The organism is Pseudomonas vranovensis DSM 16006 (assembly GCF_000425805.1).
Classification (GTDB): Bacteria; Pseudomonadota; Gammaproteobacteria; order Pseudomonadales; family Pseudomonadaceae; genus Aquipseudomonas; species Aquipseudomonas vranovensis.
Genome location: NZ_AUED01000001.1, coordinates 114,372 through 136,550, shown reverse-complemented (window position 1 = coordinate 136,550; position 22,179 = coordinate 114,372). Strand labels below are relative to the sequence as shown.

Sequence of the window (22,179 nt, the reverse complement as noted above, 5' to 3'; positions counted from 1 at the left end):
CTGCAACCGGCCGGGCACGAGATGCCTTTCATGACCAAAGACGTACAGTGCGCTGTGCCTGTCAGCGCTTTCAGACAACGACTGGCCCGCATGCAGGCCCTGGGCCCCGGATTACTGGTCAGCCTGGCCATCGCCATGGCCTCGGCGTTCATCGCTGACCATTATGGTGGCCCCACCCTGCTCTACGCCTTGCTGTTTGGCATGGCATGCCACTTTCTCAGTGAAGCCAGCCGCTGCGTTGCGGGCATCACCTTCACCTCGCGGACGGTCCTGCGCCTCGGTGTGGCCTTGCTGGGCGTGCGAATCACTCTGGAGCAGATCGGCTCGCTGGGCTGGTTCACGGTGCTGGCGGCCGTATGCGCAGTCACCGCGACGATTCTGGTCGGCTGGATGAGTGCCCGCCTGCTGGGTGTACGTGACGACTTCGGGGTGTTGACCGGAGGTGCCGTCGCCATCTGCGGTGCCTCCGCGGCCCTGGCGATCTCCGCCGTACTGCCCAGGCATGAGCACAGCGAGCGCGATACGTTGCTCACGGTGGTCGCTGTAACCGGGCTTTCGACCGTGGCAATGATCACCTATCCGATTATCAGCAACCTGCTGGGCTTTTCGCCCGCGCAGGCCGGGACCTTTCTGGGTGGCACCATTCACGATGTGGCGCAGGTAGTCGGCGCCGGATACATGATCTCTCCGGCAACCGGCGACATCGCCACCGTGGTGAAGTTGTTGCGTGTCGCCCTGCTGGTGCCCGCAGTGGTGGTAATCGCATGGCTGTTTCGCAGGCAGCAGAGCACATAAGCGCACAGTGAACGGCGCATCCCGCTGGTACCGGGATTCTTGCTGGCGTTCATCTGCCTGGTCGCGGTCAACAGCAGTGGATTGATGCCGCACTTCGTTGTCCAGGCCCTGAGCGAAACCTCGCGAGCCTGCCTGGTGGTCGCCATCGCGGCCCTGGGCTTGAAAACCTCGCTGCAAAAACTGGCCACCGTTGGCTGGCGCCCCATCGCCTTGATGGTCGGCGAAACATTGTTCCTTGCGCTGTTGGTGATTGGCCTGCTGTACCTGGGCCGATGAATGAATGAGCGTTTTCTAACGTGAGAGCAACCCCATGAAAACAACAATAAAATTTGTGCAAACCGGCGCGCTGGCGCTTTCGCTGATGGCCTCGGCAGTGATGGCCAAGGTGTCCCCCGAGGAGGCTGCGCAACTGGGCACCACGCTGACACCAATCGGTGCCCTCAAGGCCGGCAATGCGTCGGGCAGCATTCCGGCCTGGGCCGGCGGCCTGCCCGCCACTGCGGGCACAGTCGACAGCAAGGGCTTTTTGTCCGACCCCTTTGCCGCTGAAAAGCCCTTGTTCGTCATCACCGCAGCCACGGTCGCGCAGCACAAGGACAAACTCACGGCGGGCCAACTGGCCCTGTTCGAGCGCTACCCGAGCACCTATAAAATCCCGGTGTACCCGACTCATCGCAGCGCAGCGCTGCCAGCAGACATCTACCCGGTGATCAAGGCCAGTGCGGTCAAGACCGAACAGGTCGATGGCGGTAACGGCCTGAGCGGCTTTGCCGATACCCGCTATTACGCCTTCCCCGTGCCGCAGAGTGGCATCGAAGTGCTGTGGAATCACCTGACCCGCTACCGGGGCGGCAACATCAACCGCTTGGCAACGCGGGTTCAGCCGCAAGCCAACGGCGATTTCAGCATGGTCCAGCTCGAAGACGAGATTTCGTATCCGCGCGAACTGCCGGGCCTGGACAAGCAGAAGGCCGAGAACATCCTGTTCTACTTTATCCAGCGCGTGACAGGGCCGGCACGCCTGGCCGGCAACGTGCTGCTGGTTCACGAAACCATCGACCAGGTGAAGTCGCCGCGCGATGCCTGGCTGTACAACGCAGGCCAGCGCCGGGTGCGCCGCGCGCCCCAGGTTGCCTACGATGGCCCGGCCACTGCCGCCGATGGCCTGGCCACCTCGGACAACTACGACATGTTCAACGGCGCGCCGGATCGCTACACCTGGGAACTGGTCGGCAAAAAGGAGCTGTACATTCCCTACAACAGCTACCGGCTCGACTCACCCAGCCTCAAGTATGCCGACATCCTGCAGGCCGGGCATATCAACCAGGACCTGACCCGCTACGAGCTGCACCGCGTCTGGGAGGTGGTGGCCAAGGTCAAGCCGGGGCAGCGCCACATCTATTCGACACGGCACATGTACTTCGATGAGGACACCTGGCAATTGGCAGAAGTGGATCATTACGACGGCCGCGGCCAGCTGTGGCGTGTGGGAGAGGGGCATGCCCAGCAGTACTACCACAAGCAAGTGCCTGGCTATACCGCCGAAGTGCTGTACGACCTGCAGTCTGGCCGTTATTCGGTGCTGGGCCTGAAAAACGAAGAAAAGCGCAGCATCGAATTCGGTGCCGTCGCCTCGGCGAGCAACTACACCCCGGCTGCACTGCGCCAGGCAGGGGTGCGCTGACGGGTAGGCGCTTCTGCCTTGAACCACGACCGCTGCGCGCTCGATCGCAGGCTGGCGCGGCTACATCAGCCTGGCCTGCACGCTGTAGCCGCTGCCCAGGAACGAGACTGTGATCGACTGCACAGCAGTCGCAACCCGGTCAGCAGATTGACCTCGGCATTGTCAGGCCCAACGGTGGTTCGCTCCCGCCGGCTTGGGCCGGTAGGGGCGGGCTTGCCCCGCGATTTGGATGTGTGTGTTTATCCATTATCTGGGGTGATGCTGAGTTACCCTTGCGCCCTTACGGCGCCCTACTTTCTTCTTGGAAAAAGTAGGCAAAACGCCTGCACCACCAGGTGCCCTACGCTGCGCTTCGGGTCCCCTCGCTCCGGTGTCGCTACGGGGCAATGCGAGCTACGCGTTGCAAGCAACTCTACGCTTCGCATCTTCGGCCAAGGCCGAAGGCGCTTTGCGCCAGCCCCTCCACGACACCTCCGCTCGGCCCTTCTGGTTAACGGGGCAGAAGATCAAGAGCACAATTCGCTGCGCTCTTGCTGTCCAGTGGTGTCCGTATGAGCAACTGTCTTGAACCACGACCGCTGCGCGGTCGATCGCAGGCTGGCGCCAGCGGCTACACCGGGAATTTGTAGCCGCTGCCGAGGCACGAGGCTGCGATCAACTGCGCAGCAGTCGCATGGTGGGAGCGGGCTAGGCAGCCTGGCGGCGCATTGCCAGGATCGCGGCGCCAAAGCCGATGAATGTCGAGCCCACCAGCCGGCTGATCCACACCGAGAACGCAGGTCGTGTCAGCACACCCTTGGCCCGGGAAGCCAACGCGGCATAGACGCTCAACGACGCCAGTGACAACGCCATGAATATCGAGGTCAGGAGCAGGAATTGCGGCAGCAGCGCTGCGCCCTGGTCAATGAACTGCGGGAACAGTGCAGTGAAGAACATCGTCGCCTTGGGGTTGGTGGCCGCAGTCAGGAAGGCCGATTTGTACAGTTTCATGCGCGATGGCTTGACCTGACTACCACCAGCCTGGACATCCCCTGCCAGCATCGGGGTCTTCTTGAGCAGCTGCTTGGCACCCAGGTAGAACAGGTAGCCTGCGCCCAGGATCTTCACGGCGTTGAACATCCACTCCGAACTCGCCAGCAAAGCCCCCAGCCCCAACATTGCCGCAGCCGACAGGCAGAACAGCCCGCTGGCATTGCCGATCGAGGACCACACGGCGTAACGCGGCCCGTACGCCAGGCTGTTGTTGATCGCCATCAACGTCGCCGGGCCAGGGCTGGCGATGGCAATGGCTGCCACCAGGGTAAACGCGAGAATCGAGTGAAGGTCCATTTTCAGCTTCTTGGTACGCAGGTAGGGATTGGCATGTTACAGGACAATCGCGAGTTGTCTGAACAGCGCAGCCACAACAATTCCCGCCGCAATGGCCGGCAGCGGCTTGCGCAGCGCCAGCATCACCACGGCCGTTGTCAGCAAGGCGAGCCGCGCGCCGTTGTCACCAGTGACCGCCAATGGCGCCAGCACCGCCACCAGAACCGAGCCGGACATCGCACTGATGAACTGCTGCACCCGGTAGTTGATCGGAACAAAGGACATCACGAACACACCACCCCAGCGCGTGACCAGGGTGACCACCGCCATGATCAGGATGATGAGAAAGGTGCCGGACCCTGCGCTATCAATGCTCATTCTTTTTCTCCATCCACACCGCGCCCAGAATGCCTCCGGCCAGGGCGCCCACCACGACATGACTGTTTTCCGGCAAGTAGGCGTACGCCAGCAACGACGAGCCCGCCGCTACACTCCAGATGACCAGCATGCGTAGGTTCTTTTGCCCCCCGATCACCATGGCCAGCAAAAAGCAGCCCATTACCATGTCCAGGCCCAGGCTCACCGGGTCCTGGATCGCGCTGCCGAACACCAGCCCCAGCCAGCTGCCCAGTGCCCATGCCGACCACAGGGCGAGCCCACCGCCAAACAGCAACCCCAACCCCGACTTGCCAGCGTTGTAGGCCTGCATCGACATCGCCCAGTTGGCGTCCGAAACCACCAGCATCACACCGTAGCGCTTTGCCCGCGGAAGGTCGCGAAGCCAGGGGTACAAGGTCGCTCCCATCAACAGGTGGCGGGCATTGATTGCAAACACGGTGACCATCAACGGCACGACCGGCACCTGCTGCCCCCACAGATCCAGCGCGGCGAACTGCGCCGCGCCGGCAAACACCAGCGCGCTCATGAGCACCGTCGAGGCATCGTCCAGGCCCCGCTGTGCCGCGGCAAGCCCGAAGGCCACGCCAAACACCACAACAAACAGGGAAATGGGCAAGAGCTGTTTGAAGCCCTGCCCTACCTCCTGCCAATTCAGCGCGACTGCGCTTTTTTCAACGCTCAAGAAATCTCACCTCTTCTGTTGCTAGCGACAACACTGGGGTACTGCGAGCCCTACCATCCATCAGTTGGATCCCACGCCCGGAGCAGGCCACTAGACTTCATATGGGGGACGAAATCAACACACCTCACATCCGGAGATCTGTGATGAACAGAGCATCTTGGCTGGCGTTGGTAGTGGCGGTTGGGGCAGTTTCAGGCTGCGCGAGCAGGTCCGAGATTGTCGATGTCCCCCTCCAGGCTACCGCGCTGAACGCAACGCACATCGCACGCGCCACCCTCAGCCCGGTGGGCGATCAAACCAGCATCAAGCTCACGGTCGGTGGCGTGCCCCACGACATGGCCGTTTCCAACCGCCTGGACACTACGATCGTCGCGGGGTCATGCCAGCACCCGGGCAAACTTGCCTACACCACCCCGCAGGCCAACAGCGTCGACTATCCCTCGCTGGCACCGCGTACCCAGTACTGGGCACAGGCACCCGTGGCGTTGAGCCAACTGGCCAAGGGTGACCATGCCCTGGTCGTTCGCACCAGCCCTGCAGACGGCAGCCAGCCGCTGTTCTGCGGCGATATCAAAGAAGGCTAAAGGCAGGGCGACTGCGATACAGTCGATCGCAGCCTCGTTTCTCGGCAGCGGCTACAGATCACCCCGTGTAGCCGCTGGCGACAGCCTGCGATCGGCCGCGCAGCGGGCGTGAGTAAGTCAACGCCTCCTGTGTGTCAGTCCATCTCTTCAAGAGATGACTCCATCTGAAATCAGCACTACGGGTGTTGGCCAAAGCCTGCCTAAGATGAGCAACAACTCCCTACAAATGCCGCATGACCGACGCGGCGAACAAGAACCGGAGACTGCTCGATGCCCCTGCCCCACTCCCTGCGCGATGACCTGTGCCTGCTGCTCGGTGACCGGCTCTCTACCTCCGCCAGCGTGCGCGAACACCATGGCAGCGATATTTCCGCCCTCGACCCAATGCCGCCGGATGCCGTTGCCTACGCCAACAGCCTTGACGATATTGTCGGCATCAGTGCCGCGTGCTATCACCACGACGTACCGATGATCGCCTATGGCAGCGGCACCTCGCTGGAAGGTTGGTTGCAGGCCACCCATGGTGGCGTGAGCATTGATGTCTCGGGCATGAACCAGATTGTCGAAATTCGCGTCGACGACATGGACGCCACCGTACAACCGGGTGTGACCCGCAAGCAGCTCAATGCCGCCTTGCACGGTACCGGGCTGTTCTTCCCCATCGACCCGGGTGCCGATGCGTCCCTGGGCGGTATGGCGGCAACCCGCGCCTCGGGCACCAACGCCGTACGCTACGGCACCATGCGCGAAAACGTGCTGGGCATGACCGCCGTGCTGGCTGACGGACGCGTGATCAACACCGGTGGCCGGGCGCGCAAGTCTTCGGCAGGTTATGACCTGACCCATCTGCTGGTGGGCTCGGGCGGTACGCTGGCGACCATCGCCGAGCTGACCGTCAAACTGCACCCGATTCCGGAGGCCATTTCGGCAGCCGTGTGCCGATTCCCCAGTGTCGATCACGCCGTACGTGCGGTGATCCAGATCATCCAGCTGGGCGTGCCCATCGCCCGTATCGAGTTGCTCGACGCGCTGACCATGCGCGCCCTCAACGCCTACAGCAAGACGCAACTTCGCGAGGTGCCCTCGTTGCTGTTCGAGCTGCATGGCTCCGAGGCCGGTGTGAAGGAACAGCTGGAAACGGTGCGCATGGTCGCCGACGAACACCAGGGCCTGGACTTTGAATGGGCGGTGCATCCAGAAGACCGCAGCCGCCTGTGGCAAGCCCGCCACGACGGCTATTTCGCTGCCCTGGCCCTGCGCCCTGGTTGTCGCGCCCTGACCACCGATGCGGTGGTGCCGATCTCGCGCCTGGCCGACTGTATTGAAGCGACCGCCGCAGACCTTGCGGAAAATGGCTTGCTCGCCCCCATTTTCGGCCACGTAGGCGACGGCAATTTCCATGCGTTGATCCTGGTTGACCCTGACGATCATGGCGAAGTCGAACGCGCCGAAGCGGCCGCTCATCGACTGGCCGAACGGGCGATTGCCATGCACGGCAGTTGCACCGGCGAGCACGGCATCGGCTTGACCAAACAGCACTTCATGGCGGTTGAACACGGGGCTAACGCGGTGGATGCCATGAAAGCGATCAAGGCCGCACTGGACCCGAAGCAACTGATGAACCCCGGGAAGATTTTTCCTCGCGGACACGCCACCGGCTGAGGCGCTGTACCCTCACCGGCCCCGTACGTTCCCGTGCTGCAGGAAGCCCAAATGGAAATTCGCCAGATCAGATACTTTGTCGCTGTGATTGATTGCGGCAGCTTGTCCCAGGCCGCGCGCCAGGTGCATGTGGCGCAATCGGCCTTGAGCAAACAGATGTCGGCACTGGAGGACGAGCTGGGCGTGCAGTTGTTTCATCGCAGCCACAACGGCGTGGTCGCCAGTGAAGCCGGCAAGGTGTTCTATGAATATGCCCAGGGCATGCTCAAGCACCTGCTCGACGCCCGCGCCGCCGTCACCAGCAGCCCGGACGCGGTCAGCGGCTCGATCATCGTGGCGCTGCCGCAAAGTGTCGCCACCATCCTCGCCATGCCCTTGATGCGGGCGGTGGCCGCACGCTATCCGCAGGTAGCATTCCACCTCAATGAAGAGCTGACCGGCAACGTCATGGACCAACTGATCCGTGGCCGCGTGGACCTTGCCCTGTTCAGCTCTGCCGACCTGCCTGCACAGGTGCTGTTCAGTGCCCTGATCGAAGAAGACTTCTACCTGATCCACCGGGCCAATGCACCGGATGCACCGCCTGCCGGTGACGTGTCACTGGAACAGGCGCTGGCACGGCCGCTGGTGTTTCCCAGCCAGGCCCATGGCCACAGCACCCGCACCCTGGTTGAACAGGCAGTGGCACAACACGGGCTGACCGTGGGCGAGATCGCCATGGAGGTCAACTCCGTCCACATCCTCAAGAGCGCGGTCGAGGCTGGCATTGGCCACACCATCATGCCGTTGAACCTGGCCATGCGCGAAATCGAAGACGGGCGCCTGGTAGCCCATCGGGTTGCCGCCGAGGGGGTGTCGCGCACCCTGGGTATCTGCAGTTGCGCCTCGATGCCTGCCAGCCAGTTGAAAACGCTGATCAGCGAGTTGATCCGCGAAGTAGTCCGGGACATGTGCGCGTGCGGTGACTGGCCGGGAGGCCGCGCGCTCTGACCCGTTGCATTGCCATTTGCCGATTGCCCCTACAACAACAAGAAAGAGGCTCGAGATGACCCCCCTACCGCCACTCCCCGGCGACCTGCCGGACGCCGCACTGCACGCTGCATACCGCAAGACCGCGTGGCGGATCATTCCGCTGCTGATTGTCTGCTACCTGGTGGCCTACCTCGACCGGGTCAACGTCGGCTTTGCCAAGTTACAGATGCTCGATGACCTGAAATTCAGCGAGGCGGTATACGGCCTGGGCGCCGGCGTGTTCTTCGTCGGTTACCTGATGTTCGAGATTCCCAGCAATATCGCCCTGCACAAATTTGGCGCCCGACGCTGGATCGCCCGCATCATGATGACCTGGGGCCTGCTGTCGGCTGCGATGATGTTCATCGAAACGCCGATGACCTTCTACGTGCTGCGCTTTCTGATCGGCATCGCCGAAGCGGGTTTCTTTCCCGGGATCATCTTCTATCTCACCACCTGGTTTCCCAGCCATCGCCGCGGCGTGATGATTTCAATGTTCATCGCTGCCCTGCCGATATCGAGCATGCTCGGCTCGCTGATTTCCGGCTTGATCATGCAGTACTTCGATGGCGTGGCCGGTTACGCCGGCTGGCAGTGGCTGTTCGTGATCGAAGGATTGCCAGCGGTGGCATTGGGCGCTGCGGTGTTTTTCCTGCTGCGCGATCGCATTGCCGATGCCCGCTGGCTCAGCCCCGAAGAAAAGCGCGGGATGCAGGCGGCGCTGGATCGCGAAGCCAGGGCCAAGTCTGGTCACTCGTTGCGCGACGGTTTGCTGAACCCGAAAATCTGGCTGTTGGGCGGGGTGTATTTTTGCCTGGTGCTGGGGCAGTACGTCATCAGCTTCTGGATGCCCACCATCATCCGCAACAGTGGCGTCGCCGAGCCCTGGGCCATCGGCGTGCTGACGGCGATCCCCTATTCGGTGGCGACGGTGAGCATGGTGCTGGTGGGGCGCAGCTCAGACCGACTTCGCGAGTACCGCTGGCACCTGGCGATCTGCGCTTTCATTGGCGGTGCCGGGGTGGTGTTCGGTACGTTGTTCGGTGACAGCCTGTTGTTGTCGATGATCGGCCTTACCGTCGGCACGGCGGCGATGATCAGTAGCTTGCCGGTGTTCTGGGGCATGCCCACGGCGGTGGTCGGTGGCGCGGCCGCAGCGGCGGCGATTGCCTTGATCAACTCGCTGGGCAACGTGGCCGGGTTCTTCAGCACCATTGTGGTGGGCTGGTTGACGCAGCTCACCGGGAACACCCATGCAGCGATGTACTTCATGGCCGGGGCACTGGTGATCGGTGGGCTGCTGGGGTTGAGCGTGTCGCGTTCGCAAAGCGAAAGCAGCCCGCTGGCAGGCTTGCCCCGCGATGCGATGTGAGACACGGATCGCTATCGCGGAACATGTGTGAGCGGCGGTGCGACGTCTCGACTTGCCCCGCGATCCTGATTCAGAAAGCTCACCAGCTCACGGCCATGGCTGCTGAGTGATTCCCAGCCCTTGATGCACAACCGCAGCTCAAGGGTTGCCCAGCGCTCCCCCAGCAAGACCATCCGCACCGGCAACTCCTGCTCCATGCGCAGCGCGGTAGTCTGCGGCAGCATGGCAATGCCGGCACGCTGGGCGACCAGTTGGGCGATGGCCTCGAAGCTCGGGGCCCGCACACGGATCTGCAACGGCATGGCCAGTTTTCTCGCCCGCTCTTCGACAAAACGCTGCATGGCCCGCTCAGCCGGCAGGCCAATGAACGGGTAGCTCAGCGCATCGCTCAGGCGGGTGTGCTCGCACGCGGACAGTGGGTGCTCGTCAGGCACCAGCATCACCAGCCGCTCGTTGCGAAACGGCAACGACAGCACACCATCGCTGATGACACTGCCGTCATACACGCCGATTTCGCATTCGCCGGTCAGTACCGCCCGCATGACGTCGGCACTCCGGTACTCGGTCAGTTGCAGATCGACCTCGGGATAGTCGGCCAAGAATGCCCCCAGTACCGCCGGCAACAGGGTGCTGGTGGTCACGGTGGTGGCCGCCAGGCGCAGGGTGATGCGGCGCTGGCCGGCGAGCTCCTTGAGGGTGTCCTGTAGCTTTTGCGCCTCGCCCAGCACGCTGCGGGCCGCCTCCAGTACCAGCCGACCGGAGGGGGTGAGTTGCATGCCATCAGCCTTGCGCGTGAACACAGTAATGCCACAGCGCTCCTCGAACAGGCGCAGGCGGCTACTGGCGGCAGAGACTGCAACCGGAATACTGGCCGCCGCCTTGCTCAGGCTCCCGGTGGTGGCAATCGCGATCAGCAGGCGTAAGTCGGAGAGGTCGAAATGCACGCGGCGTTCTCTTTTGGCGAAGGCTTCGTTCGTAAAAATGCGATTCTTCGGAATTTACGTTCTCTTTAGAATAACCCCTGTCTCCATTCCTCTCCTGGGTTGCCCATGAATAATTTGCGTGCGTTGTGCCAGCGCTGCGTCCATAACGGCAGCCTGTTCGCGGTGCTGTCTGCCCTGGGGTTCAGCCTCAAGGCGATTTTCGTCAAGTTGTCGTATGCGGCAAGCCAGGTGGATGCGATCACACTGCTGGCGATGCGCATGGGCCTGGCCTTGCCGCTGTTTGCCTGGCTGGTATGGGCCAGCCGCGGCCCGAGCAACGCGCCGCTGGGCTGGGGCGATGGGATGCGGGTGATGCTACTGGGCTTGTTCGGTTACTACCTGGCGAGCCTGTTCGATTTCTATGGCCTTGAGTACATCAGCGCCGGGCTTGAGCGGCTGATCCTGTTCACTTACCCGACCCTGGTGCTGGTATTCCAGGCCATCGCCCTGCGCGAACGCCCTACCCTGCGCACTCTGGCGGCGATGGGTCTGTGCTACCTGGGCCTGGGGATCGCCTTCGTGCATGACGTCAGCGTCGCCGGCATGGGCAACCAGGTGATCGTCGGCGCGGCGTGGGTGTTCGCCAGTGCGGTGACCTATGCACTGTATTACTCGGGCACAGGCATCATGCTCAAGCGCATGAACTCCATGCGCCTGGCGGGGCTTGCGGGCGGTGCGTCATCGCTGATGGTGCTGGCCCATTATCTGCTGGTGGCCGATTTCGCCGGGCTCTGGCAACTGCCCACGGCGGTATGGGTGTATGCAGCGTTGATGGCGGTAGTGTCCACGGTGCTGCCAATCTATTGGGTAGCCCTGGCGATCCAGCGCATGGGCGCCACGCATACCGCCGCCGTCGGCAACCTGGGGCCGGTGCTGACGGTACTGGCCTCATGGGCGGTGCTCAGTGAGGAGGTGTCGGTGTACCAGATGGCCGGGTTGGCCCTGGTGCTGTTCGGGGTCTCGCAGTTGAAACCTGCGAAGGCAAAGGCGCAGGCACCCGAGCAGGTCGAGGCCGCCCCACAAAAGGCTTAGCGTGCAGGTCAGCTAGACTTGAGGGTCCTGGTGCCAGTCGTTGTGCAAGGCACCAGCCCCAAGCGTAGTTACTCTCACCGAGTCGACCTGAGTACACACCATCATGTGTAAATCATGTGATTCAACGTCCACGTCCACCCCCACCGATCGTCGTCGCTTTCTTCAATTTGCCGGTCTCGGGGCCAGCGCCCTGCTACTGGCTGGCGCGTTACCTGCACGGATGATCCAGGCCGCGGAGAAATCGTCTGCGCCCCCCAAACCCCAGAACGTCATGACGCCCGACCAGGCCCTGCATCGCTTGGTCGAGGGCAACGAGCGGTATGTCAGTGGCAACTCCGATACACACGACTTTCTGGATGAACGCGAAGCATTGGTTTCCGGCCAGAACCCGTTCGTGGCAGTGCTCAGTTGCTCCGATTCACGGATCGCCCCGGAGTACGCCTTCGACACTGCACGCGGCGATCTTTTCGCCATCCGTGTGGCCGGCAATTTTGTCACCGACGAAGGCCTGGCCAGCCTTGAATATGCAGTGGCCGTGCTCGGCGCCCCGTTGATCCTGGTGCTGGGCCATGAAAGCTGCGGCGCCATCGATGCCGGTATCAAGGCGGTGAAGGACCAGACCGTGTTCCCCGGGCATATCTCCAAACTGACTGACGCACTCAAGCCCGCCATCGAAAAGGTCATCAAGCAACCCGGCAATCTGATGGAGAACGCGACGGTGCAGAACGTCAAGGACTCCATCCAGCGCCTCAAAAACGCCACCCCGCTACTCACCGATGCCCTTGGCAAAGGCACGCTGAAAGTCGTCGGCGGTGTCTACCGCCTGGGCACCGGCAAAGTCGAGCTGTTTAGCTGAGGCCAGAAAACAAAAAAGCACCCGAGGGTGCTTTTTTGCTTACCGCCATTCAGCTGGACAACGCGGCCACCTTGGCCCGCGCACTGTGCAGCTTTTTGTAGCTTTCGATCAGCCGCAGGTGCTTGTCGAGCCCTTCAAGCTTCATGCTCGTCGGCGTCAGGCCGAAGAAGCGCACGCTGCCGTCCACCGACCCTGTCACCGCATCCATGCGCGGATTACCGAACATGCGGCGGAAGTTGACCTCGTAGTCGGCCATCTCCAACTCGTCATCGAGTTCCACCTCAAGCGCCACGTTCAAGGCCTGGTAGAACAACCCGCGCTCAACGGTGTTGTCGTTGAACTGCAAGAAGGTTTCCACCAACTCCTTGGCCTCGTCGAATTGCTGCAACGCGAGGTGGATCAGCAGTTTCAGCTCAAGGATGGTCAACTGGCCCCAGGCCGTGTTTTCGTCGAATTCGATGCCGATCAAGGTAGAGATATCGGTGTAGTCATCGAGCTCGCTCTCGATCAGGCGATCGAGCAGTGCCTGCAGGTCGTCTTCGTCCAGGCTGTGCAGGTTGAGGATATCGGCGCGGAAGAACAGTGCCTTGTTGGTGTTGTCCCAGATCAGGTCGTCCACCGGGTAGATCTCCGAGTAACCCGGTACCAGGATGCGACAGGCCGTTGCGCCCAGGTGCTCGTACACCGCCATGTACACTTGCTTGTCCATGCCTTCGAGAATGCCGAACAAGGTGGCGGCCTCCTCGGCGTTGGCGTGCTCGCCCTGCCCGGAGAAGTCCCACTCGACAAATTCGAAATCGGCCTTGGCACTGAAGAAGCGCCACGACACCACACCGCTGGAGTCGATGAAGTGCTCGACAAAGTTGTTCGGCTCGGTCAACGCATGGCTTTCAAAGGTCGGCTGAGGCAAATCGTTCAGGCCCTCGAAGCTGCGACCCTGGAGCAACTCGGTCAGGCTGCGCTCCAGCGCCACCTCAAGGCTTGGGTGCGCACCAAAGGAGGCGAACACACCGCCGGTGCGCGGGTTCATCAGGGTGACGCACATGACCGGGAATTCCCCGCCCAGCGAGGCATCCTTGACCAGGACCGGGAAGCCCTGTTCTTCCAGCCCCTGGATACCGGCCAGAATACCGGGGTACTTGGCCAGGACCTCCTGCGGCACATCCGGCAGAGCAATTTCGCCTTCGAGGATTTCACGCTTGACCGCGCGTTCGAAGATCTCCGACAGGCACTGTACCTGGGCCTCGGCCAAGGTGTTGCCGGCGCTCATGCCGTTGCTCAGGTAGAGGTTTTCGATCAGGTTGGAGGGGAAGTACACCACCTCGCCGTCCGACTGACGTACAAACGGCAGCGAGCAGATACCGCGTTCCTCGTTGCCGGAGTTGGTGTCGTACAGGTGCGAGCCGCGCAGCTCGCCATCGGGGTTGTAGATCTCCAGGCAGTAGGCGTCGAGCAGGCCAGCCGGTAGCGCGTCTTTGCGGCCCGGTTTGAACCAGCGCTCGTCGGGGTAATGCACGAACGGCGCGTTGGCAATTTCTTCGCCCCAGAACTGGTCGTTGTAGAAGAAGTTGCAGTTCAGCCGCTCGATGAACTCGCCCAGCGCCGAGGCCAGGGCGCTTTCCTTGGTGGCACCCTTGCCGTTGGTGAAGCACATCGGCGATTGTGCATCGCGGATATGCAGCGACCATACGTTGGGAACGATATTGCGCCACGACGCGATCTCGATCTTCATGCCCAGGCCCGCCAGGATCCCGGACATGTTGGCGATGGTCTGCTCCAGGGGCAGGTCCTTGCCGGCGATGTAGGTGCTGGCGTCCGAATCCGGATTGACCATCAGCAATGCCTGGGCGTTGGCATCGAGGTTTTCCACTTCCTCGATGACAAACTCCGGCCCGGTCTGCACCACTTTCTTTACCGTGCAACGATCGATGGAGCGCAGGATGCCCTGGCGGTCTTTTTCGGAGATATCCGCCGGCAGCTCGACCTGGATCTTGAAGATCTGGTTGTAGCGGTTTTCCGGGTCGACAATGTTGTTCTGCGACAGGCGGATATTGTCGGTGGGGATGTCACGCGTCTGGCAGTAGAGCTTGACGAAGTAAGCCGCGCACAGGGCCGACGAAGCCAGGAAGTAGTCGAATGGACCCGGGGCAGAACCATCACCCTTGTAGCGAATGGGCTGATCGGCCACCACCGTGAAGTCATCGAACTTGGCTTCAAGTCGAAGGTTGTCGAGAAAGTTAACCTTGATTTCCATGCGGGATTACCATCGAGCAAAACAATTTGGCCGCCATTATCCGGTTTTTCACCCTGAAGTCCCGCGCTTTCGAGCGATGGCCGCTGACCGGTCCCGGGCTACGGCTTCACGACAGCGACTATTGCCTCGACCACGCCTTGTGCAAGGGGTAGATCGCGCTGCGCGTAAGAACGCAGGTTGGCTTGGGTGTCGCCCTCGGGCACTTCCTTGAGGACATGATTGACGCGGGGAAGCACCTTCACGATGGCGTCTGGCTTTGCCTTTGACAGCGCTCGGGCATCCTCGGTGTGTACCTGCAGGTCGTCAGTACCTTGAAGGATCAGCACCGGTCCATTGACGTTCTTGATGAGTTGCACGGGATCGACCTGGAAAATGCTGATCAGGTATCCCTGCACCTGCGGTCGAAACAATGGTTCCAGCGGCGCGGAGACCTCGGCCACCGTCTTGCCCTGCTCAAGCGCGCTGATGATGTTCAGTGCCTCGGGCATCAACGGCTGGTTGGCGGGGTTGCTTTCGAGCTGATCGCGCAATACCGAGGCCAATGGCCTGCCTGGTGTAGCGACCAGAATCAGGCCGCACAGGCGCGTGCTGTGTTGCGCCGTCTGCAGTGCGACCAGGCCACCTTCGCTGTGGCCCAGCAGCCAGATGCAACGCTGGCTGCCGCGATCAGCGAGGTACTCGACCCAGGCACCTACGTCGTAGGCATAGTCCTGCATCCGTACCTGATCCGGATCGGTGATCGCAGCCCGGCTGCCAAACATCCCGCGCTTGTCGATACGTACGGAATGGATGTCGCGTGCTGCGAGTTCCTGCGCGAGCAGTCGATAGGGCGCTGCACGGATACCCAGCGGGCTGTTGCCGTCTCGGTTGGTCGGACCGGAGCCGGGGATTATCAGCACCATGGGGGCCGAGGGCTCAGCCCCACTGACCAGGGTGCCCTGCAATGGCCCCTCAGGCCCGGGAATCTGCAACACCTGCTCAGCCATCGAGTGAATGGAAAACACCATCAAGAGCGCTGTGATCGACATCCTTGCCCGGCTCAAAGTCTTGAATCCTCATGGTTGTGCGCACGGTCCGAGTGCGCGGCAATGATTGGACCCCGCAGTCTGCCACAGTCCTTCAACGCCGATGCGCCCCTCCAAGGTTTCCCCAGGCTGCCGGCACGGGTATCCTCTGCCCCTCTAGAACACGCTTTCCAGGACGGTGACCATGACCAGGTTCCTTCTGCTGGCCACGGTGTTGTTGCTCAGCCCTGCGCTGATGGCCCAGCAGATCCAGCGCCAACTGGGCGATTTCGACTTCAAGCTGGGCACCAGCGCCTCGCGCACCATGGCCCAGGGGCTGATTTCGCCAGGCGCCATCGGCGCCTTTCACGGGGGTGTCGACCTGACCCACGCCGACGGCTGGTACATCGGCCAGTACGCACCGAGCATGGGCCTGACGCCCACCTCTTCCCTGCAGCTGGACAGCTACTTCGGCTACAAACAACGCTTCGACGACAGCCTGGGTTATGAAGTGGGGCTGATCCACTACAGCCACCCGACCCTCGCGGACCGCGACAGCTATGCCTTGTATGGTGGCCTGACCTGGCTGGGCAGCCGCCTGGGCGGCGCCTTCAACGACAAGCCCGCCAACCGCACCGGCACTCTGTTCGCCGACTTCGGCCAGTTGCCCATGGTGGATGTGGGCCTGACCCTCAAGCTTGCCTATCACCAGTTGGGCACACCGTATGCCCTGAGCAACGGCGGTCAGGTGAACAGCTTCAATGACTGGTCACTGAAGCTGTCGCGGCCGTGGTTCGGCATGGACCTGGATCTGATCTACAGCAATTCCAACCTCAGTGGCGGGGGATGTGATGCGTATTCGGGAATGAATACGTACTGCGACAGCATGGTGACGTTCAAGGCGCAACGCAGCTTCTTCTGAGGGACAGGAGCTGCTCTCGCGGGATCAAGTTTTACTTGATGTGCTGTACCCACGGCCACCACAGTGGCCCGTCGTGCCGCTACTCGACAATCGCCGGATGCGCCTGCACCGGGCCACCCAGCACCTCGCGGTACGAGGGCGGCTGCGTGCCGTCCAGATCGACAATGCCATACGCCAGCGCCGCTTCTGCGCCGATCAGCACCTGCCCGGATTGCGTCATGCGGTTCGAATCGCAATACAACGCGTGAATGACCTTGCCGGTGAACGCCGGGCTTTCCAGCACAAACGAGAAGTCCTCGTAGCGCTCCGGGTGGTCTTCCAATGCGCGTGTCGTGCGCTCCGTGCGCAGCGGGCCCATCCAGATGGACACCACCGCAACGTCATAGGGGCGAAGATCCACGGCCATGTCCTTGGCGAACTTGTCGACACCGGCCTTCTGCGCGCCATATGCAGCACCGTGCATATAGCAGTTCGAGCCGAATGACGAGGTAAACGCGATCAGCCCGCCCCGCCGCTTAGCCATCAGCGCAGCCGCATGCCAGCTCGCCACATAGGCCGAGCGCAAGCCGACATCAAGGATGTTGACAAGATCGAGCGACTTCTCCCAGAACGGGCCAGGCTCAATCAGTTGATCGTGCAGAAAGGTCGCGTTATTGACCAGGATATCGAGCCGCCCGCTTTCGCGTTCGACCCGTTCAAACAGACTCCGCACCTGCTCGTCATCGGCGTGATCACAGGCGACGGCGATGCCTTTGCCGCCCAACGCGTCGATCTCGCGCGCGGTCGCGTGGATCGTACCTGGCAACGGCGCGTCGCCCTCGTTCTGCGAGCGGCCGGTCACATAAACCGTCGCGCCTTCCGCGCCGAGCGCCAGTGCAATGCCTTTGCCGGCACCGCGCGACGCGCCTGTCACCACCGCGACCCGATTGCTGTGAGCGTTATTCATTGGCGAACGCCTGTGCTGCGGACTGAATGACCGGCACCGCGATTGGCTGAACCCCGGCAAAGCGCACACCGGGCGCCGTGTCCTCGTAGCTCGCCTCCAGGGTGGACGTTACAACGCAGCGCGTGGCAGAGATCTTCCACTGGCCGTCGATCTTGCGGTACTCATCCTCGTAGTACGCACCGAGTTGCGTGATGACGCGCGAGCGCGTGTCGATCATCTGGTAATGCAGGCCCCAGGTGCCGCGGGCTTGTGCGTGATCAAGGACATCGATCTGCGGGTTGACGCCGTGATGCATCTCGACGACGTGCGGGTGGCAGCCAAGCGCCTCGAAAATCGCCACCAGCTGATCGCGGTCCTCGAACGCACCGATCCGGCCATAGTCGATGCGCACCGGGCCTGACGCGAAGCAGTCGCGCATACCCTGCGCATCCTTGAGGTCGCAACAGGCCAGATAGCGCGCTTTAAGCCGGCGAATCGCCTCGGCGTCTTCGAGCAAGCGCAAACGCGATTCCAGTTCATCGGTGGGGGTCATGCCATCTCCTCGGGTCGTGCCGGTTCGTGAGCCTGGGCAACAAGGTACAAGCACCGCCACACCGAGCAGTAATCCAAACAGACGATGTGGCGTCTCAGCGCTCGTAGGCGCTCAGCGCAGCAGCCAGCATCTGGTGGACATGATCCCTGAGGGCCTTGGGCTCCAGCACTTCGATATCCGCAGCATTGGCCATCAGGAACAGTCGCAGGCCCTGCGAGTCGCGAATCGTGCAGGTCAGCAACCACCTGTCTGCGCAGGGGGCCAGGGTCTGGTCTTTATCAAGCGGATTTTCTGAAAGCCGGTTGTACAGGTTGTCCCTTAGACGAAGGCGCGTTAACTGGGGAGGCGTGTGCAGGGTCACGAGGTCTTTCTGGGCTTCGTCCGAATGAATATCGTAACCCTCCGGGTCTTGGATAGTGCGCTTGCCCGGCTCGACCTTGGTGATTCGATGAAGCATCAACGCACACAGTGTATTGGGCCCGTTGCTGCTGTACTTGCCTCGCGGCACGCCAGCATCGGGCGCCTTGCCCAGCCAGTTTTCTTCGGCGACAAAAGCAGAGAGATAGATATTGGAGTCCTGGTGCGACAAACCCAGTGGCTTGAGTTGGTAGATGCACTCGACACCTTCGGCATCGCGAGGCCGATACCAAACCTCCAGGGGCCTGTCCTCAAGGATGGCCTCCTGCAGACGCTTGAGGTGTTCGGCGTTGTGCTTGCCCGGCTGCAGTACCGTAAACCGGGTGCCGGAAGTAATGCGTTTGCTGAAGTCGAGCTTGCGCCTGGCACCATCCTGCATCACTAGGTCAGCGTAGTCCCGCAGGCCTTCGAGCTCATGGGTAGCTGACTGCAGGCCGAAGCGTTCGGCGTGCTGGAAAATGGCCGTGAGCGACATTGCGTCCGAGGGTGAAAGGACAAGCGAGTGGCTTCGGCCAACCGCTTTCCAGAGCAACTCCCGCCGGTCCTCCTTGCTCCTTTCGGATTGAACGTATTTCAGCCCTTTCAGCACCTTCAGGTCACGAATGGTGGTCTTTTCGTGATGGATATCACCGTCATCACCATGACGCTCGACCCAGAGGACCAGCTTCTTGTGAACGTCTGCGGTGGAAACGGGTTCACCGGCGGCATGGAGGATTTGTCGCAAATAATCACGACGGTGAGCACGATTGATCATTTTTTTAATTCAGGACAAGAAGTGTCCCTATTGGAGTTCAGGATGGTCCTCGTTGGCAAGGCAATCATGCGGTTAACGCAGCAGACGAGGGACACACACCATGAGCGACATCACGCTGTTGAAAGCGCTGATTGTTCAGCGCGCGATGGGGGGTATCGGCGCTGCTGAACTTCGCCAGCAGGTCATGCAGCAATCACCTCAGCTGACGGAGGCTGCGCTTCAGTCGGTCTTAGTGGGGTTGCAGGAAGAAGACCGGCTATGTGGTCACGAGGTTGAAGGCCAGTGGATGTACACCGCGATCGACAAGAACGATCCAGGCTATACCCCGCTGGAGTACAGCCCGCAATTTGCGGAGCAGATTATCGCGGCGTCGTGTGAGGCGTTTCATGAGATCGACGTGGACGACATGATCAGTCAACTCGATGCCATGATCGCCAAAGCGCGAGCGCGTCAGAACAACGGTTAATATCGAGCGCCCCTGCGCGGCTCAATCGAATGGAAGTAGAAACCATGGCAACGAAAGATGTGAAGTCGGCGATTATCAACGCCAAGCCGGGCATTCAGAAGTATCTGGCCCTGATGGAGCAAGTAGACAAGGTGAACGTCTCGACGGATGCCGTTTTTCGCCGCGCATACAACGGGTTCTACCGGGTTCAACGGCGCACGCCCTCCTGGTACGACACCTACTACAGCCTCATGGAGCAGTTGAAAGGCTCGAAGCCTACGTTTGCTGAGATTCTCGACCATTTGTACGCGGCCACTGAACGCTACGAACCCTCATTTTCCAGCAAACTGGTCGCGACGCTGCGGCCTGACAAGCCTGTCTGGGACATTCATGTGCTGCGCAACGTCAACCAGACGGCGCCCGCCTACCACTCCAAGACCAAGGTTGAAGACGCCAAGAAACGCTACGCGGACATCGAGAATTGGTACCAGAACTTCCTGCCATCCGATGAAGGCATCAGCTGGATCACACAGTTCAACGCACTGGTACCTGCGCACGACAAGCTGAGCGATCTCAAGAAAGTGGATTTCATACTCTGGCAGACGCGCGACTAGCAGCGGTGAATGGTACAGGCTTTGTACTTGGCCGCTCCGGAGCCTGCCAGGTTGACTCCACAGCGGCGAAATATGACCGGTATCGACGCGAAGCTGCCGTTGGTGAATGGCAGCTATCGGCCAAAAGTGGACATTCAAAAGCGAAATCAATTCATTAGTGAGTGCGACTCAGCCGAGTCCTTTTACAAAATTTACGTTCGAGAGTGTGGTCGCAGAAGAATGAGCGTCGCAGTGGCCCCCATTCATCTGTTAAGCAAGTCCGCCTGAATGAATTGGCCTCAGATAAAGATAGTACCGCGTAAGTACAGCGCACCGTGGCCGCTGATAATGACTCGGTCGCTGTCCAGGACTTCACAGTGCAGCTGACCCTTGCGCGCCCCACCTTGTTCTGCACTCAGGCTGCGCTTGCCTAAGCGCTTGGCCCAATAGGGCGCCAGGGAGGTGTGGGCCGAGCCGGTGACCGGGTCTTCATTCACACCCACCCGAGGGCCGAACCAGCGAGAAACAAAGTCGAAGTGACGACTCGGCGCAGTAACCGCGACACCGCGCACGTCGAACGCGGCCAGCGCAGCAAAGTCGGGATTGAGGCCGGCGAGGATGGCTTCCTCCTCGACCACTACCACGTAATCATCTGTGCGATAAAGCGCATCGATCCGTTCCAGGCCCAAGGCTTGCAAAAGTCCTGGCGGGACAGCTACGAGTTCAGGCTGCTTGGCCGGGAAGTCCATGGCCAGGCGTCCGCCTTCACGGCGTACCCGCAATTCACCACTGCGAGTTGAAAAGCGCAGTATGTCGCGGTTTTCACCAAGCTGTTCAAACAGCACCCAGGCAGCTGCCAAGGTGGCATGGCCACACAGGTCGACTTCCACCGTGGGAGTAAACCAGCGCAACTCGAACACCTCACCGTTACGCACAACATAGGCAGTCTCGGACAGGTTGTTCTCTGCAGCGATTTGTTGCAGCGTCGCATCAGGCAACCAAGCCTGCAGCGGACAAACCGCCGCCGGGTTGCCGCCGAAAGTCTCAGAAGAAAAAGCGTCTACCTGGAAAATATCGAGTTGCATTTTGATCATTCCTGCCCGCTTGCGTTTTCTGTAGCCCGGATCTGCTCCAGGTAGTTGTAGATGGTGTATCGGGTTACTCCGAGCGCGGCAGCGGCTTTTTCAATCCCGCCTTTGACGATGAATATCCCGCGATCTTGCATTTGCCGCACAGCCTCAACTTTCTGAGGTTTTTTCATCCCTGCCACACCGCCGGGACAAGCGACCTGAATGATTTCCGCCATCAACTGCTCCATATCTCTCGGCTCATCGGCGCGCGATTCAGGCGCGCCTTCCAGGCCTAGAATTCCAGCAAGAATAGCGTGGGCGGCGGCAACACCGCTCAAGTCTGCATTGATACACAGACTGGCGAAAGGTTGCCCGCTGCTGTCGCGATATACCACGGTGGAACTGCGGAGCAGACGGCCGTCAGGCGCGAGTGTCGAATAGTTCTCCACCATTATGGGATCAGAGCTTGAGTGATCTTCCATGGCGCGCCTGACGGCGATGAACCCTAAGTCCTGGCGTGGGCCGCCCAATACTGACCCGCCCACCTTTCTGCCAGTGACATGACCATTGGCGATGGCAAGGATGGATCGCGCCGGGTTGGCCAGGTCATGTAACACGATCTCCGTATGAAGGCCTACCGCATTACTGAGCATTTTGAGGGTGCTGTGAAGCACATTAAGAATCAGCTCCCGCTCGGTTGGTGATACTTCAGAAACCGTCATTGGTGCCTGCAAGTGATTTATCGAAGGCCGAGAAAATATCAACAATAAGTTTAATTATCAATTTTTTGTTGAATTAGTAGAATTTCCGAATCGTCCGGCTCGTTTTCCTGACAGGCAGCTTTGGGTCGGGAGCTGACAATCGGGAGCGGCCG

The 22,179-nt window shown here is 61.0% G+C and carries 21 protein-coding genes and 1 pseudogene; 11 read left to right on the top strand and 11 right to left on the bottom strand.

Features of this window, described 5'->3' with window-relative positions; genetic code table 11:
• Positions 1-30 precede the first annotated feature (30 nt).
• Positions 31-1,071: pseudogene (locus H621_RS26740) on the top strand (YeiH family protein).
• Between the two features lie 34 nt (positions 1,072-1,105).
• On the top strand, positions 1,106-2,479 hold the full coding sequence (locus H621_RS0100640) for a DUF1329 domain-containing protein (protein ID WP_028941517.1): 1,374 nt from the start codon (positions 1,106-1,108) through the stop codon (positions 2,477-2,479).
• Between the two features lie 687 nt (positions 2,480-3,166).
• Here H621_RS0100640 and H621_RS0100635 read toward each other — a convergent pair.
• From H621_RS0100635 to H621_RS0100625, 3 genes are read right to left on the bottom strand one after another with little or no spacing between them, the layout of a single operon-like run.
• Entirely contained in the window at positions 3,167-3,808 is a 642-nt protein-coding gene (locus H621_RS0100635) for a LysE family translocator (RefSeq protein ID WP_028941516.1), read from the bottom strand.
• Positions 3,809-3,844: 36 nt separating this feature from the next.
• Positions 3,845-4,165: an AzlD family protein gene (locus H621_RS0100630; protein WP_028941515.1), complete on the bottom strand. Its 321-nt coding sequence runs from the start codon at positions 4,163-4,165 to the stop codon at positions 3,845-3,847.
• A complete protein-coding gene (locus H621_RS0100625; RefSeq protein ID WP_051270353.1) occupies positions 4,155-4,868 on the bottom strand; it encodes an AzlC family ABC transporter permease in 714 nt (237 codons plus the stop codon). The genes H621_RS0100630 and H621_RS0100625 overlap by 11 nt, the downstream gene beginning before the upstream one ends.
• Positions 4,869-5,011: 143 nt before the next feature.
• Between H621_RS0100625 and H621_RS0100620 the strand changes: the two genes are divergently transcribed.
• The 4 genes from H621_RS0100620 to H621_RS0100605 all read left to right on the top strand — a co-directional run bounded on the left by H621_RS0100620 (position 5,012) and on the right by H621_RS0100605 (position 9,497).
• On the top strand, positions 5,012-5,452 hold the full coding sequence (locus H621_RS0100620) for a hypothetical protein (RefSeq protein WP_028941513.1): 441 nt from the start codon (positions 5,012-5,014) through the stop codon (positions 5,450-5,452).
• 270 nt (positions 5,453-5,722) lie between these two features.
• A complete protein-coding gene (locus tag H621_RS0100615) occupies positions 5,723-7,114 on the top strand; it encodes an FAD-binding oxidoreductase (RefSeq protein ID WP_028941512.1) in 1,392 nt (463 codons plus the stop codon).
• Between the two features lie 51 nt (positions 7,115-7,165).
• Entirely contained in the window at positions 7,166-8,104 is a 939-nt protein-coding gene (locus tag H621_RS0100610) for a LysR family transcriptional regulator (RefSeq protein WP_028941511.1), read from the top strand.
• Positions 8,105-8,159: 55 nt separating this feature from the next.
• Entirely contained in the window at positions 8,160-9,497 is a 1,338-nt protein-coding gene (locus tag H621_RS0100605; RefSeq protein WP_028941510.1) for an MFS transporter, read from the top strand.
• A gap of 11 nt (positions 9,498-9,508) precedes the next feature.
• On the opposite strand, the gene H621_RS0100600 is transcribed toward H621_RS0100605, so the two are convergent.
• Positions 9,509-10,441 carry a LysR family transcriptional regulator gene (locus H621_RS0100600; RefSeq protein ID WP_028941509.1) on the bottom strand — a complete coding sequence of 311 codons (933 nt, stop codon included), beginning with the start codon at positions 10,439-10,441 and terminating at the stop codon, positions 9,509-9,511.
• Between the two features lie 105 nt (positions 10,442-10,546).
• Here H621_RS0100600 and H621_RS0100595 point away from each other — a divergent pair, with 105 nt between their 5' ends.
• Positions 10,547-11,512 carry a DMT family transporter gene (locus H621_RS0100595; RefSeq protein ID WP_028941508.1) on the top strand — a complete coding sequence of 322 codons (966 nt, stop codon included), beginning with the start codon at positions 10,547-10,549 and terminating at the stop codon, positions 11,510-11,512.
• 103 nt (positions 11,513-11,615) lie between these two features.
• Positions 11,616-12,368 carry a carbonic anhydrase gene (locus H621_RS0100590; protein WP_028941507.1) on the top strand — a complete coding sequence of 251 codons (753 nt, stop codon included), beginning with the start codon at positions 11,616-11,618 and terminating at the stop codon, positions 12,366-12,368.
• A gap of 49 nt (positions 12,369-12,417) precedes the next feature.
• On the opposite strand, the gene H621_RS0100585 is transcribed toward H621_RS0100590, so the two are convergent.
• Both H621_RS0100585 and H621_RS0100580 read right to left on the bottom strand, forming a co-directional pair.
• Positions 12,418-14,622 (bottom strand): OsmC domain/YcaO domain-containing protein, encoded by a 2,205-nt coding sequence (locus H621_RS0100585; RefSeq protein WP_028941506.1) that lies wholly within the window; start codon positions 14,620-14,622, stop codon positions 12,418-12,420.
• 98 nt (positions 14,623-14,720) lie between these two features.
• The gene (locus tag H621_RS0100580) at positions 14,721-15,629 is read right to left on the bottom strand and encodes an alpha/beta hydrolase (protein WP_209420920.1); all 909 of its coding nucleotides are present in this window, start codon (positions 15,627-15,629) and stop codon (positions 14,721-14,723) included.
• A gap of 202 nt (positions 15,630-15,831) precedes the next feature.
• Between H621_RS0100580 and H621_RS0100575 the strand changes: the two genes are divergently transcribed.
• Positions 15,832-16,548, top strand: coding sequence for a TorF family putative porin (locus H621_RS0100575; protein WP_028941504.1), 717 nt, complete (start codon positions 15,832-15,834; stop codon positions 16,546-16,548).
• 79 nt (positions 16,549-16,627) lie between these two features.
• Here H621_RS0100575 and H621_RS0100570 read toward each other — a convergent pair whose 3' ends face one another.
• The 3 genes from H621_RS0100570 to H621_RS0100560 all read right to left on the bottom strand — a co-directional run bounded on the left by H621_RS0100570 (position 16,628) and on the right by H621_RS0100560 (position 19,197).
• Positions 16,628-17,494, bottom strand: coding sequence for an SDR family NAD(P)-dependent oxidoreductase (locus H621_RS0100570; protein ID WP_028941503.1), 867 nt, complete (start codon positions 17,492-17,494; stop codon positions 16,628-16,630).
• The gene (locus H621_RS26735) at positions 17,487-18,026 is read right to left on the bottom strand and encodes a nuclear transport factor 2 family protein (protein ID WP_051270350.1); all 540 of its coding nucleotides are present in this window, start codon (positions 18,024-18,026) and stop codon (positions 17,487-17,489) included. The genes H621_RS0100570 and H621_RS26735 overlap by 8 nt, the downstream gene beginning before the upstream one ends.
• Before the next feature lie 94 nt (positions 18,027-18,120).
• Entirely contained in the window at positions 18,121-19,197 is a 1,077-nt protein-coding gene (locus tag H621_RS0100560) for a helix-turn-helix transcriptional regulator (RefSeq protein WP_028941502.1), read from the bottom strand.
• A gap of 100 nt (positions 19,198-19,297) precedes the next feature.
• On the opposite strand from H621_RS0100560, the gene H621_RS0100555 reads away from it, so the two are divergent.
• A complete protein-coding gene (locus tag H621_RS0100555; RefSeq protein WP_028941501.1) occupies positions 19,298-19,663 on the top strand; it encodes a hypothetical protein in 366 nt (121 codons plus the stop codon).
• A gap of 44 nt (positions 19,664-19,707) precedes the next feature.
• Entirely contained in the window at positions 19,708-20,256 is a 549-nt protein-coding gene (locus H621_RS0100550; protein WP_028941500.1) for a hypothetical protein, read from the top strand.
• A 278-nt stretch (positions 20,257-20,534) separates the two neighbouring features.
• Here the strand turns inward: H621_RS0100550 and H621_RS0100545 are convergent, their stop codons facing one another.
• Both H621_RS0100545 and H621_RS0100540 read right to left on the bottom strand, forming a co-directional pair.
• Positions 20,535-21,320 (bottom strand): PhzF family phenazine biosynthesis protein, encoded by a 786-nt coding sequence (locus H621_RS0100545; RefSeq protein WP_028941499.1) that lies wholly within the window; start codon positions 21,318-21,320, stop codon positions 20,535-20,537.
• A gap of 5 nt (positions 21,321-21,325) precedes the next feature.
• The gene (locus H621_RS0100540) at positions 21,326-22,027 is read right to left on the bottom strand and encodes a helix-turn-helix transcriptional regulator (protein WP_028941498.1); all 702 of its coding nucleotides are present in this window, start codon (positions 22,025-22,027) and stop codon (positions 21,326-21,328) included.
• Between the last annotated feature and the right edge of the window lie 152 nt (positions 22,028-22,179).

What these genes read in the sequence shown, in the direction of transcription:
- H621_RS0100640 (WP_028941517.1), top strand. Translation starts at nt 1,106, where the DNA reads ATGAAAACAACAATAAAATTTGTGCAAACCGGCGCGCTGGCGCTTTCG.
- H621_RS0100635 (WP_028941516.1), bottom strand. Translation starts at nt 3,808, where the DNA reads ATGGACCTTCACTCGATTCTCGCGTTTACCCTGGTGGCAGCCATTGCC.
- H621_RS0100630 (WP_028941515.1), bottom strand. Translation starts at nt 4,165, where the DNA reads ATGAGCATTGATAGCGCAGGGTCCGGCACCTTTCTCATCATCCTGATC.
- H621_RS0100620 (WP_028941513.1), top strand. Translation starts at nt 5,012, where the DNA reads ATGAACAGAGCATCTTGGCTGGCGTTGGTAGTGGCGGTTGGGGCAGTT.
- H621_RS0100615 (WP_028941512.1), top strand. Translation starts at nt 5,723, where the DNA reads ATGCCCCTGCCCCACTCCCTGCGCGATGACCTGTGCCTGCTGCTCGGT.
- H621_RS0100610 (WP_028941511.1), top strand. Translation starts at nt 7,166, where the DNA reads ATGGAAATTCGCCAGATCAGATACTTTGTCGCTGTGATTGATTGCGGC.
- H621_RS0100605 (WP_028941510.1), top strand. Translation starts at nt 8,160, where the DNA reads ATGACCCCCCTACCGCCACTCCCCGGCGACCTGCCGGACGCCGCACTG.
- H621_RS0100595 (WP_028941508.1), top strand. Translation starts at nt 10,547, where the DNA reads ATGAATAATTTGCGTGCGTTGTGCCAGCGCTGCGTCCATAACGGCAGC.
- H621_RS0100590 (WP_028941507.1), top strand. Translation starts at nt 11,616, where the DNA reads ATGTGTAAATCATGTGATTCAACGTCCACGTCCACCCCCACCGATCGT.
- H621_RS0100585 (WP_028941506.1), bottom strand. Translation starts at nt 14,622, where the DNA reads ATGGAAATCAAGGTTAACTTTCTCGACAACCTTCGACTTGAAGCCAAG.
- H621_RS0100580 (WP_209420920.1), bottom strand. Translation starts at nt 15,629, where the DNA reads ATGGTGTTTTCCATTCACTCGATGGCTGAGCAGGTGTTGCAGATTCCC.
- H621_RS0100575 (WP_028941504.1), top strand. Translation starts at nt 15,832, where the DNA reads ATGACCAGGTTCCTTCTGCTGGCCACGGTGTTGTTGCTCAGCCCTGCG.
- H621_RS0100570 (WP_028941503.1), bottom strand. Translation starts at nt 17,494, where the DNA reads ATGAATAACGCTCACAGCAATCGGGTCGCGGTGGTGACAGGCGCGTCG.
- H621_RS26735 (WP_051270350.1), bottom strand. Translation starts at nt 18,026, where the DNA reads ATGACCCCCACCGATGAACTGGAATCGCGTTTGCGCTTGCTCGAAGAC.
- H621_RS0100560 (WP_028941502.1), bottom strand. Translation starts at nt 19,197, where the DNA reads ATGATCAATCGTGCTCACCGTCGTGATTATTTGCGACAAATCCTCCAT.
- H621_RS0100555 (WP_028941501.1), top strand. Translation starts at nt 19,298, where the DNA reads ATGAGCGACATCACGCTGTTGAAAGCGCTGATTGTTCAGCGCGCGATG.
- H621_RS0100550 (WP_028941500.1), top strand. Translation starts at nt 19,708, where the DNA reads ATGGCAACGAAAGATGTGAAGTCGGCGATTATCAACGCCAAGCCGGGC.
- H621_RS0100545 (WP_028941499.1), bottom strand. Translation starts at nt 21,320, where the DNA reads ATGCAACTCGATATTTTCCAGGTAGACGCTTTTTCTTCTGAGACTTTC.
- H621_RS0100540 (WP_028941498.1), bottom strand. Translation starts at nt 22,027, where the DNA reads ATGACGGTTTCTGAAGTATCACCAACCGAGCGGGAGCTGATTCTTAAT.